A 15,718-nucleotide genomic window follows, 5' to 3' on the forward strand; every position below is an offset into this window, starting at 1 on the left:
CATGACACGCAATCCACTAGAGCTTATAAATGAGCAAGTTACTGCAGCAATTAAAGAAGCTGTAATATCAGCAGGTATTGTGGCTGAGGACGAGATACCGGCTATCGTGCTGGAAGTGCCGAAGGATAAGAGTCACGGGGATCTTGCAACGAATGCTGCGATGCAGCTGACTCGTATTGCCAAGAAGAATCCGCGCATGATTGCTGAACAAATCATCAACCACCTCGATTTATCGAAGGCGAGCATTGAGTCTGCTGAGATTGCAGGTCCGGGCTTTATTAATTTCCGACTCAGCAAGAGCTATCTGTATCCTGTAATTGAACTCATTCACGAGCAGGGTGATGACTACGGACGTGTGAACATGGGCGAAGGGCGCAAAATCCAGATGGAGTTCGTCAGCGCGAACCCGACCGGAAGCCTTCATCTTGGACATGCCCGGGGAGCTGCTGTTGGGGATGCACTATGCAATGTGCTTGATTTTGCAGGATATGAAGTCACGCGTGAGTACTATATTAATGATGCCGGCAATCAAGTGTTTAATCTGAGCAAATCCATTGAGGCTCGTTATCTTCAGGAGCTGGGACAAGAAGTGGAGATGCCGGAGGATGGTTATCATGGCGAGGATATTCGCGGCTTTGCCAAAGAATTGGTTGCCGAAAAAGGAAACTCCCTGCTTGACCTGAATCCTGGTGACCGTGCAGCGTTCTTTAGAGATTATGGTCTTGAGAAAGAGCTCAATAAGATCAAGCGAGACCTTGGACGCTTCCGCGTTGAATTTGACAACTGGTTCAGCGAAACATCACTTTATGATAACGGTGCGGTACTGAACGCGCTTGACGAGCTGCGGGAAAGGGAAGAGATCTTCGAGAAGGACGGGGCAACTTGGCTGAACACTTCGAAATATGGCGACGATAAAGACCGTGTTCTCATTAAAAATGACGGCACATATACCTATCTGACACCGGATATTGCTTATCATCGCGATAAGTATGCTCGCGGCTACGATACGATGATCAATATTTGGGGTGCAGACCACCACGGTTACATTCCAAGAATGAAGGCAGCCATGGAGGCGCTCGGTAACGATCCGGACAAGCTGGTTGTTCTCATTGCCCAAATGGTTAGCTTGTTCCAAAACGGCGAGAAGGTGAAGATGTCCAAACGTACGGGTAAAGCCATTACGATGGAAGATCTGATGGACGAAGTTGGCGTGGACGCTATTCGATACTTCTTCACCATGCGCAGCATGGATTCCCATCTTGATTTTGATATGGATCTTGCCATCTCTACGAGTAACGAGAACCCGGTGTTCTACGTACAGTATGCTCATGCCCGGGTATGCAGTGTATACCGTCAGGCCGAAGAGCAGGGAATTGTCATCTATCCTGTACGAGATGTGAACCTGTCCAAGCTGACAGCGGAACATGAATATGACATTTTGCGCAAGCTGGGCGAGTTCCCTGAAGAGGTTGCAGCAGCCGCAAATGGATATGCTCCGCACCGCATTATCCGTTATGTGTATGAGCTGTCGGCATTGTTCCACAGCTACTATAAAGCAGAGCGCGTCATTACCGATGATGCGGAGCAGACTCAAGCGAGATTGGCTCTTCTTGGCGCTGTTCGCACCGTCATTGCTACCAGCCTTCGACTTGTAGGTGTGAGCGCACCAGAAAAAATGTAACTTTGTTATCAGCTGCCGGAATGAAGCAGCTTACTCATAAATAGAAGCCTCCTTGTTGATCCGGAGAGGCTTCTATTACTTTTTGACAACAATAACTAAGACTTGGTTCCTTCCTGCAGCAATCGAAGTGCGTGAAGCTCTCCGCCTTGATCGCTGGCACGAGTTGACTTGCCGGAGCGAAGAGGGGTTGCGCTTTTCTTGATCAGCGCTTTGATCTCCTCAGGGGATAGACCGGGGCGTTCTGACAGCAGTAGTGCAATCGCACCGCTGACGTGCGAAGTAGCCATGGAGGTACCGTTCATCACGTGATATTTCCCGTGAGTCCAACAGGAGTATATATTTTTGCCTGGAGCATATACATCTACATAGGGACCCCGATTGCTGAACTCGGCAATTCGTCTGTTCTCATCTGTCGCACCAACGGAGATGGTCTGGGAGTACCTGGCCGGATAATCAATGCTGCGACGCTTTCCGTCGTTACCTGAGGAAGCGACAATGACGATGCCTTCCCTGCTTGCTTTGTTTACTAAATCAAGAAGAGCTTTGCTCTTGGTGCGCATGCCGAAGCTCATGTTGATAATATCTACCCGGTTTCGGACACACCAATCAATGCCAAGGATGATATCTGAGACATAGGCCGATCCTTGATGATCGAATGCTTTTACAGGATATATGATGGATCTGGGGGCAACACCAATAATGCCTTCCGTACTGTTTGCCGCAGCTATGGTGCCTGCGATATGGGTGCCATGTCCGTTATCGTCGAAGGGAAGCATGTTTCGGTTAAGAAGATTAATGCCTCTGGCGAGGGAATGACGGAGGTCGGGGTGCTGATAATCAGCGCCTGTATCGATCACAGCAATTTTGATTCGATGACCGGTAGAATTGGACCAAGCCTTATGGGCGCGAATTTTTTTCACCCCCCATGGGATGCCTTGACCTCCTGAAGGGATCGTTTTGGTGTTCTTGATCGTGGAGTGAACCTTTATTTTACTGTCGTTCTCAATGGTTAATGATGGCCCGCTCAGACTGAGAAGCCTGGCAGATGGAGTTAGAGGAACGATTAGTGCCCTGATCAGGCGGGATGCTCTGACATGCCGGAGATTTTTCAGTGTAGGCTTGAGCTTGGCAAGTGCAAGCAAACACTCATGATACTGCTGCGGTTTTGCAAAACGAATGATTTGGTGTCCGCTGGATGTCTGGGAAGCTTGATTCATCTCATCATTCAGCAAGGATAAGAATACAGAGTAATCCATTTTGGGCAGTCCCCCTCTGGATGCCATGCTTGAGGTATTGTATGAAGGTGCCTGAGAAGCCGCATGGGAAACCAGCCCTTTTTTATTACAAATAGGCCCGTTAGATCGTGTCAAATTGGGTGAAAACTCATAATATACATAGAGAGCCCCATGGCTCTTGCGGGGACCCGGCGAAGGAACATTCCTTCAGGGCGGATACAGTCAGAAGGCGGGGGAGGGACCCCCGTCTTTGTTCATTCAAAAAAGCGGGGGCGTATCTGAATAGTTATTGCCGGAGATGGGATACATATCGAAAAGTGACACCATCATGAGTTATATAGATAGAGATTGTATTTTGCTGCTTAACTTAAATCTCGATATTAAGTGCACATAAAACTTGCATTTTGAGGCTAAATAGGTTTTACTTAGGTTTGTTAATGGATATGTTAGTTATAGTTAAAGCGTTATAGTCATTCTATAACCGTTATGCGAATTAATGTGTGAGAGGAAGTGTCCGTTAGTGAGTACCTCACTCAATCTGAAATTGGATCCAGAAAAGATCCGTGAAATGCCGATGGTCGATCTGGCTTTTATGGTGCTTAAAGCTGCCAACACGCCTTATTACTATCGTGACCTGATGAATGAAGTAGCGAAGCTGCGCAGCCTCAGCGACGAAGAGACCAATGATGTCATTGCACAGCTATATACTGAAATTAATATCGACGGCCGGTTTGCTTATGTAGGAACCAATCTGTGGGGACTCAAGCGCTGGTATCCGATCGATAAAGCAGAAGATACTGTTACTGGCATGAAGCGTCCAAGAATCATTAACGATGACGATGATGAGGATGAAGAGTACATTGATGAAGAACACGAGGATGAAGATTTCGATCATGCTGGTGATGAGGACGAAGATGATGATCTCTTCGATGATGACTCGGACGAGGACGAAGATGATGTCGATGAAGAGATTATCGGTGATGAAGAGCTCGATGATGATGAAGAAGACGTAGAAGACGAAGACGATGAGCTGTCAGACGACGAAGATGAGGACGAGGAAGTCTAGTCCAAAACTGGTTGTATAAAGTCGATGAACATCCTTGACAAAAGATCATGCAAGCAGGTAAACTATTGCTTGGGCTTATGATTGAGCGATGAATATTACACGTGTTTTATATAAAAAAGTGCCCCGTTTTTTCGGGTGTGCTTTTTTCTTTTTTATAGGGAACTATAGATAGAAATAACATGTACCGCCTTGATTTGTGAGGCGGGATGTTTTTTTTGACAAGCAAATTTTGCTTATTCCCTTTATTGACGATGATAACCTGAAAAATGGGTTAGGATAACATCATAATGTCGCCTGAATTTTACGGACTTTTATGTAGGAGGGTATTATAAAGTGACAACAAAGTATATTTTCGTGACGGGCGGGGTTGTGTCTTCCCTGGGAAAAGGGATTACGGCTGCATCTCTGGGAAGACTGCTTAAGAACAGAGGGCTTAAGGTGACGATTCAGAAATTCGATCCATACATTAATGTGGATCCAGGAACGATGAGTCCTTACCAGCATGGTGAAGTGTTTGTAACAGATGACGGAGCGGAAACAGACCTTGATCTTGGGCATTATGAGCGTTTTATTGATATAAATCTTTCCAAAAACAGCAATGTGACTACAGGTAAAGTGTATTCTACGGTAATCAGCAAAGAGCGCCGCGGAGAATATTTGGGCGGTACGGTTCAGGTTATTCCTCATATTACGAACGAAATCAAAGAACGTGTATTCCGTGCGGGTCGTGAAACGGGGTCTGATGTCGTTATTACGGAGATCGGTGGTACGGTAGGCGATATTGAAAGCTTGCCATATCTTGAAGCTATTCGTCAGATTAAGAGCGATGTGGGTCGGGATAATGTGATGTACATTCACGTTACTTTGATTCCTTACATTAAAGCAGCAGGTGAAGTGAAAACGAAGCCGACGCAGCACAGTGTTAAGGAATTGCGCGGAATTGGTATCCAGCCGAATGTGATCGTGTGCCGCACAGAGCAAGAGCTCTCTGCTGATATGAAGGCTAAGCTGGCTCTGTTCTGTGATATTGATCCGCATGCTGTGGTAGAATGCCGTGATGCTAGCACGCTGTATGAGGTTCCATTGAACCTTCGTGATGAAGGCTTGGATGAGATTGTAGTGAATCATTTGAAGCTGACAACTCCTGCACCGGATATGACCGAATGGGAAGGGCTTGTTGACCGGATCAGCAAGCTTGAAAGATCCGTGGAAATTGCGATTGTCGGTAAATATGTGGCGCTACATGATGCTTACCTCAGTGTGGTTGAATCCCTATCACATGCAGGTTTTGCTGCCAACGCTGACGTAAAGCTTCGCTGGGTAAATGCTGAGGAGATCACAGATGAGAATGTAGATGAGCTGCTTCATGGAATTGGTGGAATCTTAGTACCGGGTGGATTTGGTGATCGTGGTATTGAAGGTAAGGTTTCAGCTATTCGCTATGCCCGTGAGAAGAACATTCCGTTCTTCGGTATTTGCCTTGGTATGCAAGTATCCGTCATTGAGTATGCTCGTTCGGTCGTTGGTCTGACAGGTGCTAACAGCTCGGAGATTAACCCTTCTACAGAATATCCGGTCATTGATCTGCTTCCAGAGCAAAAAGATATCGAGGATCTCGGCGGTACGATGCGTCTTGGGTTGTATCCTTGCAAATTGCAGGAAGGTTCCCTTGCAGCTGCGTGCTATCAGGATGAGCTGGTCTATGAGAGACATCGTCATCGGTATGAATTTAACAATGAGTACCGTGAAGTGATTGAGAAGGCGGGCCTGCTTATCTCTGGTACAACTCCAGACGGACGCTTGGTGGAAATTGTTGAACTTCCAGGACATCCTTGGTTCCTGTCCGTTCAATTCCATCCGGAATTCATTTCCCGTCCGAACCGTCCGCAACCATTGTTCCGTGAATTTGTGAAGGCTTCCCTTACTCATTCCGAGAATATGTAATATAGAATTTATATAACCCTAAAGATCCCGTATACGGGATCTTTTTTTTATAATGCTGCTTGGATGCCGCTCCATTTATATGCAATATGGTTCAAGCAAGCAGGATTTAACTGAGCGAGGTAGAATCTTATATTTAACAACCTAAAAATCGCTGGATTAGGTATAATCATGTACGGCTTGCGTAGATTGATGCGGGAGGTAAGACTTTGAATAACAAAAAAGTATTGATAGTTGATGATCAGAATGGAATTCGTATTTTGCTCATGGAAGTGTTTAGCAGCGAAGGGTATACAACATACCAGGCCGCTAATGGCAAAATTGCACTGGAAATTGTTCAAAAGCATTCCCCAGATCTGGTTCTACTGGATATGAAAATTCCAGGAATGGATGGTCTGGAAATACTGAAGCATATCAAAGAGATGAACCCTGAAATCAAGGTCATTATGATGACCGCATATGGCGAGCTTGACATGATTAAAGAAGCTACCGAGCTTGGAGCACTAATGCATTTCACCAAACCGTTTGACATTGATGAGATGCGCATAGCGGTTAATATGCAGCTTGGCGGGGTAAAGAACGAATTATAGGATGTATAGGGTCCTGTCTTAACGGGCAGGATTTTTTGTGGTTTTCATGTAAATCGCATCGCTTTGCCAGCGCCCTGTCTTCTGCTAGAAGTCAAAATGGCAGGGCGTCTGTACAGCTTATTTATTTTTCAAACCTTTGTTTAGTATTTAACATCGGATGTGGTATAATAATGGCTGTATGTGATGTCGGCTAATAACCATAGACAAACAAAGACACTAGGAGGATTTAAACCATGCCATTAGTATCAATGACAGACATGTTAAACAAAGCGCTTAAAGGTCAATATGCAGTTGGTCAATTCAACATCAACAACCTTGAGTGGACTCAAGCTATTCTTGCTGCAGCAGAAGAAGAGAAATCTCCAGTAATTCTTGGAGTATCCGAAGGCGCAGCTCGACACATGGGCGGCTTCTATACTGTAGTAAAAATGGTTGAAGGCCTCATCCACGATATGAAAATTACCGTGCCTGTAGCCATCCATCTTGATCATGGTTCCAGCTTTGATAAATGTAAAGAAGCAATTGATGCAGGCTTCACTTCCGTTATGATCGACGGTTCCCACCATGCAATCGACGAGAATATCGAAATCACTAAAAAAGTGGTTGAGTATGCACATTCCAAAGGTGTTTCGGTTGAAGCTGAAGTTGGTATCGTAGGCGGACAAGAGGATGATGTTGTCGGTGAAGTAATGTACGCTAAACTTGACGACTGTGTTCGTATCGTTAACGAAACAGGTATCGATACACTTGCTCCAGCTCTTGGTTCCGTACATGGTCCTTACAAAGGCGAGCCTAACCTTGGCTTTGCTGAAATGGAAGAGATTCGTAACGCAACTACACTTCCACTTGTCCTTCATGGCGGTACAGGTATCCCGACTCATGACATCAAGAAAGCAATCTCCCTGGGTACTTCCAAGATTAACGTGAACACAGAGAACCAAATCTCGTTCACGAAGACAGTTCGTGAAGTGCTTGCAGCTAAACCAGATGTTTACGATCCACGTAAATATATCGTTCCAGGTCGTGATGCAATCAAAGCAACCGTTATCGGCAAAATCCGTGAGTTTGGTTCCAACAACCAAGCGTAAGTTCTTTGACATACGATTCAATTTAATAGATGAAATGGGAATCACACCGCATAGTCGGTGTTTTTCCATTTCATAATAAGTATTTTAAAGTTTAATGTATTTATATGATAATCCGCAGTGTTGCATTGCCATAAGAATTATTCAATTCGGCTAGAAGTGATTTCTAGGAGGACCCTTTACCTTATGGAAAAATTAATGATCAGTGGTGGAAGGCCACTCCAAGGCACAGTTACCATTAGCGGAGCTAAGAACAGTGCCATAGCGCTCATTCCGGCGGCAATCCTTGCCGAGTCGGAAGTTATTCTTGATAATCTACCTTTACTCAGCGATGTTGCTGTTTATTCCGAAATTCTGGAGGAACTCGGGGCTGCGGTATCTTGGGATGGCAATTCGATGAAGATCGACCCTTCTCATATTATTTCACTGCCTATGCCTAACGGGCCGGTGAAGAAGCTTCGCGCGTCTTATTATATGATGGGTGCCTTGCTAGGGCGATTCAAAGAAGCAACCATTGGATTACCAGGGGGCTGCAACTTTGAACCTCGGCCCATTGATCAGCATATCAAAGGATTTGAAGCTCTGGGAGCAACGGTAACGAATGAGCATGGCGCGATTCATCTTCATGCCAAAGAGCTCAAGGGTGCCAAAATTTATCTGGATGTTGTCAGTGTGGGAGCAACCATTAACATTATGCTGGCGGCCACAAGAGCCAAGGGCTCTACAATTATTGAAAATGCGGCTAAAGAGCCTGAGATTATAGATGTAGCAACACTTTTGAATTCCATGGGAGCATCGATTAAAGGTGCAGGAACTGAAACGATTCGTATTGAAGGCAAATCTGAGCTTCATGGCTGCAGACATTCCATTATTCCTGATCGCATTCAAGCGGGTACATATATGATTGCAGCTGCTGCAACTCGTGGCAATGTACTCATTGATAATGTCATCCCCAAGCATTTAGAGGCGTTGACGGCTAAGCTGATTGAAATGGGTGTTGGCATTGAGGAGCTTGATGAGAGCATTCGAGTGATCGGCAAACCAAGCTATGATCATGTGGATGTTAAAGCGTTGGTATATCCGGGTTTTGCAACCGACCTGCAGTCTCCAATGACCAGTCTGCTCACCCAGGCACAGGGAGTGAGTGTATTGAGCGATTTTGTGTATAGCAACCGCTTTAAGCATGTACCTGAGCTTATCCGAATGGGTGCTAGGATTCGAGTAGAAGGAAGATCTGCTATTATCGAAGGTCATGTACTGAATGCAGCCAAAGTGAAAGCGGCTGACCTGCGGGCAGGTGCTGCTCTTGTCATTGCTGGATTAACGGTTGAGGAAGGTGTCACCGAGGTTGGCGGTGTAGAGTTTATTGATCGTGGGTACGACAACTTAGTATCCAATCTACGCGAGCTGGGTGCCGATGTTTGGCGTCAGACACTATAGAGATATAACCGGATTTAAATTCGAAGAGATAAACATATTCAAGAATAGCCCTTGTTATCCGATCTATATTTTATATGAATATCTCTTCGAAAAATGGGTAAACCTATTCTAATACTGATTTCTTGCATAACAATGGCAATTATACCGCCAATAAGCTGCTTATTTGCATTCAGATAGGTAAATTCCGTACAATGGATGCTAAGCAGTGTTATTGAAGATGATCATTACTTAGTTTGCACACATACGACTGGACCGTCAGTCTTCCCATTTTACGGACTTATTAATTGAATAGGTGGTTATTGCATGGATCTACAAATTTCCGATCTGGAAGAAATGAAGCTGACTGACTTATACAAGTTAGCGAAGAAGTACCAGATCCCTTATTACGGCCAGCTGAAGAAGAAGGAACTGATCTTCGCTATTCTTCGAGCGCAGGCAGAACAAAGCGGCCTTATGTTCATGGAAGGTGTACTTGAAATCCTCCCAGAGGGTTATGGTTTTCTCCGCCCCATTAACTATTTGCCGAGCAAAGAAGATATTTATATATCTTCCTCACAAATTCGTAAGTTTGATTTAAGGACTGGGGATCTCGTATCCGGCAAGTGCCGTACCCCTAAAGAGAATGAAAGATATTTCGGATTGCTTCAGGTTAATGCCGTCAATGGTCAAAGTCCTGAGCTTGCGGCCGAAAGACTCCATTTTCCAGCCTTAACTCCTCTATACCCACAGAAAAAGCTAGTGCTTGAAACATCCCCAACGCATTTATCAACCCGTATTATGGATGTGCTTGCTCCCGTAGGATTGGGACAGCGCGGACTCATTGTTGCACCTCCCAAGGCGGGCAAGACACTCCTTCTGAAAGAGATAGCAAATAGCATTTCAACCAACAATCCGGAGATTGAATTGTTTGTACTGCTGATTGACGAACGTCCTGAGGAAGTGACGGATATGCAGCGTTCTGTTAAAGGGGAAGTTGTTGCCTCAACATTTGATGAGCTTCCGGAAAATCATATTAAAGTGGCTGAGCTTGTTCTCGAGCGTGCGCTTCGTCTGGTCGAGGCGAAGAAGGATGTTGTTATTTTGCTGGATAGCATTACGCGTCTTGCGCGTGCCTATAACCTGGTTATTCCGCCATCTGGACGGACACTCAGCGGTGGTATTGACCCGGCTGCATTCCATCGTCCGAAGCGTTTCTTTGGTTCTGCCCGGAATGTGGAAGAGGGAGGCAGTTTAACTATTCTAGCTACGGCACTAATTGACACAGGCTCACGTATGGACGACATTATATACGAGGAGTTCAAGGGTACAGGTAACATGGAATTGCATCTTGATCGCAAGCTTGCTGAACGCCGGATCTTCCCAGCTATCGATATTCGCCGTTCCGGTACACGCCGTGAGGAAGTACTGCTTACGAAGGATGAACTCGATGCGATTTGGGCTGTACGCAAGAATATGAATGAAAGTTATGACTTTGTGGAAGGCTTCCTTAAGAAGCTGCGCAATACCAAGACGAACGCGGAGTTCCTGGCATCACTGGATACGGCGGGCAATAGTGGTCAAGCACAACCCGGCAGCTCTTCTGGTTCAGGCACAAGCACTGCGCCGGCAAGACGCACCAACAGAACTTCAGCGGCATCTGCAACGACAACCTAATCGAAGCTCATAGCGAGTCTTTAACTACCATTTATTTGCATAGGCATTGCGTGGAGTAGAAGAGCGTGCTATAATCAACTTTGTGTTCTTAATAACTCTGGGTCCTTTAGCCGGCTCAGGGCAAGAAGAGGTGAAAGTCATGAATGAAGCGATTCAACCAAAATATCACGTAACTACTGCGACTTGCGCATGTGGTAACACGTTCGAAACGGGTTCTATTAAAGAATCTCTGCGTGTAGAGGTATGCTCTGCATGTCACCCGTTCTTCACTGGTAAACAGAAATTCTTGGATGCTGGTGGCCGTGTTGATAGATTTAAGAAAAAATACGGAATGTAATTTATATGAAGCTGACGGGCCTTCGTCAGCTTCATTTGTTTTTAACCTTCTGCCTGAACGGCAGAGGGTTTTATTTTTGTGCAGGCTGCTCTTCGGTACAAGAACGAGTAGAAGAGTCTTCTTATACAGGTGCAGCTGGAAAGTATTGCAGTCCGGTTGCATTTTGATACTGCATGCGATATACTTATTTTCACCGTGCTAGATGGGGAGGTAGCGGTGCCCTGTAACTCGCAATCCGCTATAGCGAGGTTGAATTCCTGTTAGAGGTTTTGCCGATGTGAGGCTGGTCCCTGCATGCAATGTTGACGGTTGGGTCCTCCGCAATGAGTACTTGTGAATCTGGTCAGGTCCGGAAGGAAGCAGCCATAAGCAAGACTACTCTTGTGCCGGAGGGTGGCCTAACCCGAGTTGTTATGCAGGGGTGCCGCTTGGATCGCAATTATCAATAACAGGTGCACGGTTCTTATTTGAATATAAATGTCTATTGTTCAAATAGATAATATAAGATAGTATATAGGTATCTTTGCATTAGAAATGCAAAGATTTTTTTGCGTTTAAACAACCGATTCCATTTCGTAATACTTTTAGCTGCTTTAATCAAGAGTCATACAGATTAAAATGATTTTAGTTTGTCTATATAGTTTCAAATTCAACTTTTTTTAATGAGTTATGAAATTGATTCAGCACTGACGAAAATACTTCTCATGTACTTTTAAAGTTTTGATTCAAGAGGGAATATAGTATAATGAAGCCACAAACAAAGGTCATGAGACATGTGGAAAGAGGGTAAAGCACAGTGGAACATATTGCGTTGTACCGTGCTTGGCGGCCTCAGTCGTTTCAAGACATGGTTGGGCAACAACATATCATTCAGACTTTGCAGAATGCCATACGTGAAGGGCGGATCTCGCATGCGTATCTGTTCAGTGGTCCGCGTGGAACAGGGAAGACAAGCGCAGCCAAAATACTTGCGAAGGCTGTCAACTGTGAACGGGGTCCTCGGGTAGAGCCTTGTAATGAGTGTGAAGCATGCCGGCGTATTACGTCCGGATCGGTTATGGATGTGCAGGAGATCGATGCTGCATCCAATCGCGGGGTAGAAGAGATTCGTGATTTACGCGAGAAAGTAAAGTATGCCCCTACCGAGGTCCGTCATAAGGTGTACATCATTGATGAAGTACACATGCTGACGACAGAAGCGTTTAACGCCTTGCTGAAGACACTGGAAGAACCGCCGCCGCACGTGATGTTTATACTTGCAACTACAGAGCCGCATCGGCTTCCTGCTACGATTATTTCTCGCTGTCAGCGGTTTGATTTTCGCAGGGTATCCCTGGAAGAGCAGACAGGGCGGCTTGCAGCGATTTGTAAAGAAGAAGGTATTACAGCAGAAGATGAAGCTCTTCAATATATTGCGCGTTTGTCTGATGGGGGTATGAGGGATGCGCTGAGCATTCTAGATCAAGTCTCTTCCTTTACAGGAGGACACGTCTCCTATCAGCAGACATTGGATATGACAGGGGGGCTTCCCTCAGAGAAGTTTGGTAAGCTGGCTGGTTTCCTCCTCAAAGGAGAAGTCGGTGATGTTCTGCAGACGGTTGAAGAATTTATGCAGGAAGGCAAGAGTGCGGACAAGAGTATGGAGAACCTTCTGTACTATTTCCGGGATTTGCTCCTGATCAAGATGGTGCCCAATGCAGATCGGATGACGGATCGGGTTCTTGATCCTGCCTCATTTAAGCCGATTGCAGATGCCTTTTCCAAAGAACAGTTGTTTTACGTGATTGATACGCTCAATCGATATCAAAGTGAAATGAAATACGCGGCTCAGCCCCAAACGCTGTTCGAAGTCGCATTGCTCAAATTGTGCAGTCTTCCCCAGGGTGGCGCTGCTGCATCGGTTTCCGCGGGACAGGAGTCCAGCGTGGATTCCTCAGAAATAGCTGCGATGAAGCGGCAAATTGCTGAGCTTGAGAAGAAGCTGGAGAAGGCGATGAAGAATGGCGGCGTTGGAGCTGCGAGTGCAGGACAGGGCTCAGGTAGTGGTTCTGCTCGATCGAATCAGCGTACAGCTGCGCCAAGAATATCGGGACCTGCCAAGCTCCCTCCTAACATGGAGCAGTACGTCGCTCAGAAGGGCAGCAAGGAGTTTACCGATATTGCGAGCAAATGGGGACAGATCCTTCAACGAGTCAAGGAAGAGAAAGTAACGGTGCATGCCTGGTTTGTTGATGGAGAGCCTGTATCTGCATTAGAGGATGCCGTGCTCGTCGCCTTTAAGAACAATATTCACCGTGAAACGACGGAGAAGCCGGCGAACAGAGAAGTGATCGAAGGTGTGCTTGAGCAGCAGCTGGGCAGACCGGTAAGGCTGGTGACGATGCTTCAGCGGGATTGGTTAACTGCGATTGAAGGTACGCAGGAGACGAAGAAGGAAGAGGAGTTCAAGCTGGAGCCTGAGCAGGATGGGAACCAGAAGGAGCCTTGGATTGATGAGGCAATCGAGCTTTTTGGTGAGAATTTGGTTATCATTAAGGAATAAGAGTGTATTACTTGATATTAATTTAAGGAGATGACACAGATGAACAATATGAATCAAATGATGAAGCAGGTCAAAAAAATGCAGGAGCAAATGCTCAAGGCTCAAGAGGAGCTTGGCACGAAGACTGTAGAAGGTTCTTCTGGCGGCGGGGTTGTAACGGCTGAAGTGAATGGTCACAAGAAACTGATCTCAATTACAATCAAGCCTGAAGCGGTAGATCCTGAAGATGTTGAAATGCTGCAAGATCTTGTTATGACTGCAGTGAACGATGCGATGAGCAAAGCTGATGAACTGGCTAACCAGGACATGGGCAAATTTACGAACGGTATGAAAATCCCTGGCTTGTTCTAATTTGAGCCAACAGAAGGAGAATTCTTAACTTGTATTATCCGGAACCGATTGCGAAGCTTATAGATGCTTTCACACGTTTGCCCGGCATCGGTCCCAAAACGGCCGCTCGCCTTGCCTTCCATGTACTGAACATGAAAGAAGATGATGTGATTGATTTTGCCAAAGCGCTGGTAAGTGTGAAACGGAATCTTCACTATTGTTCGGTGTGCTGTAATATTACGGATACGGATCCGTGCCGCATTTGTCAGGATAAGACGAGGGATACATCCGTGATCTGCGTTGTACAGGATCCTAAAGACCTCGTAGCTATGGAACGAACCAAAGAATTCAACGGTTATTATCATGTTCTGCAAGGAGCGATTTCTCCTATGGAAGGGATTGGACCGGATGATATCCGGCTGAAGGAATTGCTTACTCGCTTGAGTGATGAGCGGGTGAAGGAGCTTATCCTGGCGACGAACCCAAATATCGAAGGAGAAGCAACGGCAATGTATATCTCGAGACTGGTTAAACCATTTGAGATTGTTGTGAGCCGGATTGCTCATGGTCTGCCTGTAGGCGGGGATCTCGAATATGCAGATGAAGTAACATTATCTAAGGCGCTGGAAGGCCGCCGGCAATTGAACTAGATCATTTTATTAAGCGAACTGTACAGATGTAAGAAGCTCTGAGTCTCTGGGGCTTCTTTTTTTATGTGTTCTAAGTTTGTCCCTCTCGCGATATGTATGAAATAACGCATTAAGAGAATTGCGGACCGATGGAGATCCAGAAGGAGCTGAAGATTTGTTGACACCTGCGCTTGTGATTTCCTCGCAAGCCATTGAAATGCCTGTTTAATATGAGCAGCTGTTTCAAATTGTTCTTTCTGGATTCAAAAAAGGTTAAGGCCTAATTTCTCGGGAGGGGATGCAGAATGGTGATGGGTTGGATCAAAGCATGGGGTGCAAAGGATAGCAATGCAGCATTACAAGAGAAACGAATGGGTACGGAAATTTTGGATGACATCCAGACTGCGCATGAAGAATGGAAGCATGCACACCGTATGTTTGAAGAAGCTGTAGGGCAGGATCAGATCGATTATGCGATTTTTACACTTGAGGCTGCAGAGAGAAAATACCAGATGCAATTAAAAAGAGCGAAACAGGCTGGCTTGGATGGGAAGAGCCATTATGCTATTAAAGAGATCAGCGCAATAAGTCTGACAAAAGAAGCAGGAGGGGTATAGTGAAGAGTGTTATTCTATGGGGAGTGCTTTCCGTATCCTTGATTCTTATTCTTGTCATTCTATTTAGAAGAAAGATAGGTTTTAAGTGGATCAGTTCTTTTGGTGTTCATTTAGTGCTCGCAGCTCTGGGTATATATGTTGTTAACTACTCCGGATTAATTGGAGAGGTGAACATACCCATAAACCCTGCGACGATAGGTACGGTTACGGTGCTTGGACTGCCAGGAGTAGCTTTGCTTTACGGATTAAAAATCTCTTTATTTTAGTGTTGACTTTAAATGAAGTAATGTGGTACATTATATCTCGGCCCTTTTAAGAGCTAACTAAATTAATAAGTGTACACAACACACGAAAAATTAATTGAAAAAAACTCTTGACGACAAGGCGCCAAACATGATATATTATAAAGGTCGCTGAAACAAAGCGATGAAACAAAAAAAGAAATTTGATCTTTGAAAACTGAACAACGAGTGAGTGGCATTTTCTTTGAAAATGCTTAGCGAGATCATTCGGTACGCGTCGCAAGACCGTATGAATGATGGAGCAAAATAAAGAGAACATAATGTTCTCGT

Annotated in this window: 15 protein-coding genes and 1 other RNA gene; 15 read left to right on the forward strand and 1 reads right to left on the reverse strand. The window is 45.4% G+C overall.

Going from position 1 to position 15,718, the window contains the following annotated elements:
* The first annotated feature begins 1 nt into the window (after nt 1).
* The gene (gene argS, locus ACFQ3J_RS26525) at nt 2-1,681 is read left to right on the forward strand and encodes an arginine--tRNA ligase (protein ID WP_251584836.1); all 1,680 of its coding nucleotides are present in this window, start codon (nt 2-4) and stop codon (nt 1,679-1,681) included.
* 95 nt (nt 1,682-1,776) lie between these two features.
* On the opposite strand, the gene ACFQ3J_RS26530 is transcribed toward argS, so the two are convergent.
* Entirely contained in the window at nt 1,777-2,937 is a 1,161-nt protein-coding gene (locus tag ACFQ3J_RS26530; RefSeq protein WP_091161801.1) for a S8 family peptidase, read from the reverse strand.
* Nucleotides 2,938-3,436: 499 nt separating this feature from the next.
* Between ACFQ3J_RS26530 and rpoE the strand changes: the two genes are divergently transcribed.
* The 14 genes from rpoE to ACFQ3J_RS26600 all read left to right on the forward strand — a co-directional run bounded on the left by rpoE (nt 3,437) and on the right by ACFQ3J_RS26600 (nt 15,412).
* Entirely contained in the window at nt 3,437-3,982 is a 546-nt protein-coding gene (rpoE, locus tag ACFQ3J_RS26535) for a DNA-directed RNA polymerase subunit delta (RefSeq protein WP_251584834.1), read from the forward strand.
* 333 nt (nt 3,983-4,315) lie between these two features.
* Entirely contained in the window at nt 4,316-5,926 is a 1,611-nt protein-coding gene (locus ACFQ3J_RS26540) for a CTP synthase (RefSeq protein WP_251584832.1), read from the forward strand.
* A 206-nt stretch (nt 5,927-6,132) separates the two neighbouring features.
* Nucleotides 6,133-6,513, forward strand: coding sequence for a response regulator (locus ACFQ3J_RS26545; RefSeq protein WP_091161796.1), 381 nt, complete (start codon nt 6,133-6,135; stop codon nt 6,511-6,513).
* A gap of 233 nt (nt 6,514-6,746) precedes the next feature.
* Complete coding sequence (fba, locus tag ACFQ3J_RS26550) at nt 6,747-7,601, forward strand: class II fructose-1,6-bisphosphate aldolase (RefSeq protein WP_091161794.1); 855 nt, start codon at nt 6,747-6,749, stop codon at nt 7,599-7,601.
* Nucleotides 7,602-7,784: 183 nt separating this feature from the next.
* Nucleotides 7,785-9,038, forward strand: a complete 1,254-nt coding sequence (locus ACFQ3J_RS26555; protein WP_091161793.1) for a UDP-N-acetylglucosamine 1-carboxyvinyltransferase — start codon at nt 7,785-7,787, stop codon at nt 9,036-9,038.
* Between the two features lie 303 nt (nt 9,039-9,341).
* On the forward strand, nt 9,342-10,691 hold the full coding sequence (gene rho / locus ACFQ3J_RS26560) for a transcription termination factor Rho (protein ID WP_251584830.1): 1,350 nt from the start codon (nt 9,342-9,344) through the stop codon (nt 10,689-10,691).
* Nucleotides 10,692-10,830: 139 nt separating this feature from the next.
* On the forward strand, nt 10,831-11,028 hold the full coding sequence (gene rpmE / locus ACFQ3J_RS26565) for a 50S ribosomal protein L31 (RefSeq protein ID WP_047914325.1): 198 nt from the start codon (nt 10,831-10,833) through the stop codon (nt 11,026-11,028).
* Nucleotides 11,029-11,033: 5 nt separating this feature from the next.
* Entirely contained in the window at nt 11,034-11,195 is a 162-nt protein-coding gene (locus ACFQ3J_RS26570; protein ID WP_379294386.1) for a hypothetical protein, read from the forward strand.
* 26 nt (nt 11,196-11,221) lie between these two features.
* Nucleotides 11,222-11,488, forward strand: an RNA gene (gene ffs, locus ACFQ3J_RS26575) — signal recognition particle sRNA large type.
* 336 nt (nt 11,489-11,824) lie between these two features.
* Nucleotides 11,825-13,570 carry a DNA polymerase III subunit gamma/tau gene (gene dnaX / locus ACFQ3J_RS26580; RefSeq protein ID WP_251584828.1) on the forward strand — a complete coding sequence of 582 codons (1,746 nt, stop codon included), beginning with the start codon at nt 11,825-11,827 and terminating at the stop codon, nt 13,568-13,570.
* Nucleotides 13,571-13,609: 39 nt separating this feature from the next.
* Nucleotides 13,610-13,921: a YbaB/EbfC family nucleoid-associated protein gene (locus ACFQ3J_RS26585; protein ID WP_047914323.1), complete on the forward strand. Its 312-nt coding sequence runs from the start codon at nt 13,610-13,612 to the stop codon at nt 13,919-13,921.
* A 29-nt stretch (nt 13,922-13,950) separates the two neighbouring features.
* Entirely contained in the window at nt 13,951-14,550 is a 600-nt protein-coding gene (gene recR / locus ACFQ3J_RS26590; RefSeq protein WP_091161788.1) for a recombination mediator RecR, read from the forward strand.
* Nucleotides 14,551-14,900: 350 nt separating this feature from the next.
* Nucleotides 14,901-15,146, forward strand: coding sequence for a DUF2508 family protein (locus tag ACFQ3J_RS26595; RefSeq protein WP_311288312.1), 246 nt, complete (start codon nt 14,901-14,903; stop codon nt 15,144-15,146).
* Entirely contained in the window at nt 15,146-15,412 is a 267-nt protein-coding gene (locus ACFQ3J_RS26600; RefSeq protein WP_091161786.1) for a pro-sigmaK processing inhibitor BofA family protein, read from the forward strand. The genes ACFQ3J_RS26595 and ACFQ3J_RS26600 overlap by 1 nt, the downstream gene beginning before the upstream one ends.
* Nucleotides 15,413-15,718: the final 306 nt, after the last annotated feature.

The sequence above is a fragment of the Paenibacillus provencensis genome, assembly GCF_042678545.1.
Classification (GTDB): Bacteria; Bacillota; Bacilli; order Paenibacillales; family Paenibacillaceae; genus Paenibacillus; species Paenibacillus provencensis.

Coding starts and splice junctions, on each gene's coding strand:
- argS (WP_251584836.1), top strand. CDS start 2: ATGACACGCAATCCACTAGAGCTTATAAATGAGCAAGTTACTGCAGCA.
- ACFQ3J_RS26530 (WP_091161801.1), bottom strand. CDS start 2,937: ATGGATTACTCTGTATTCTTATCCTTGCTGAATGATGAGATGAATCAA.
- fba (WP_091161794.1), top strand. CDS start 6,747: ATGCCATTAGTATCAATGACAGACATGTTAAACAAAGCGCTTAAAGGT.
- ACFQ3J_RS26555 (WP_091161793.1), top strand. CDS start 7,785: ATGGAAAAATTAATGATCAGTGGTGGAAGGCCACTCCAAGGCACAGTT.
- rho (WP_251584830.1), top strand. CDS start 9,342: ATGGATCTACAAATTTCCGATCTGGAAGAAATGAAGCTGACTGACTTA.
- rpmE (WP_047914325.1), top strand. CDS start 10,831: ATGAATGAAGCGATTCAACCAAAATATCACGTAACTACTGCGACTTGC.
- ACFQ3J_RS26570 (WP_379294386.1), top strand. CDS start 11,034: ATGAAGCTGACGGGCCTTCGTCAGCTTCATTTGTTTTTAACCTTCTGC.
- ACFQ3J_RS26585 (WP_047914323.1), top strand. CDS start 13,610: ATGAACAATATGAATCAAATGATGAAGCAGGTCAAAAAAATGCAGGAG.
- ACFQ3J_RS26595 (WP_311288312.1), top strand. CDS start 14,901: ATGGGTACGGAAATTTTGGATGACATCCAGACTGCGCATGAAGAATGG.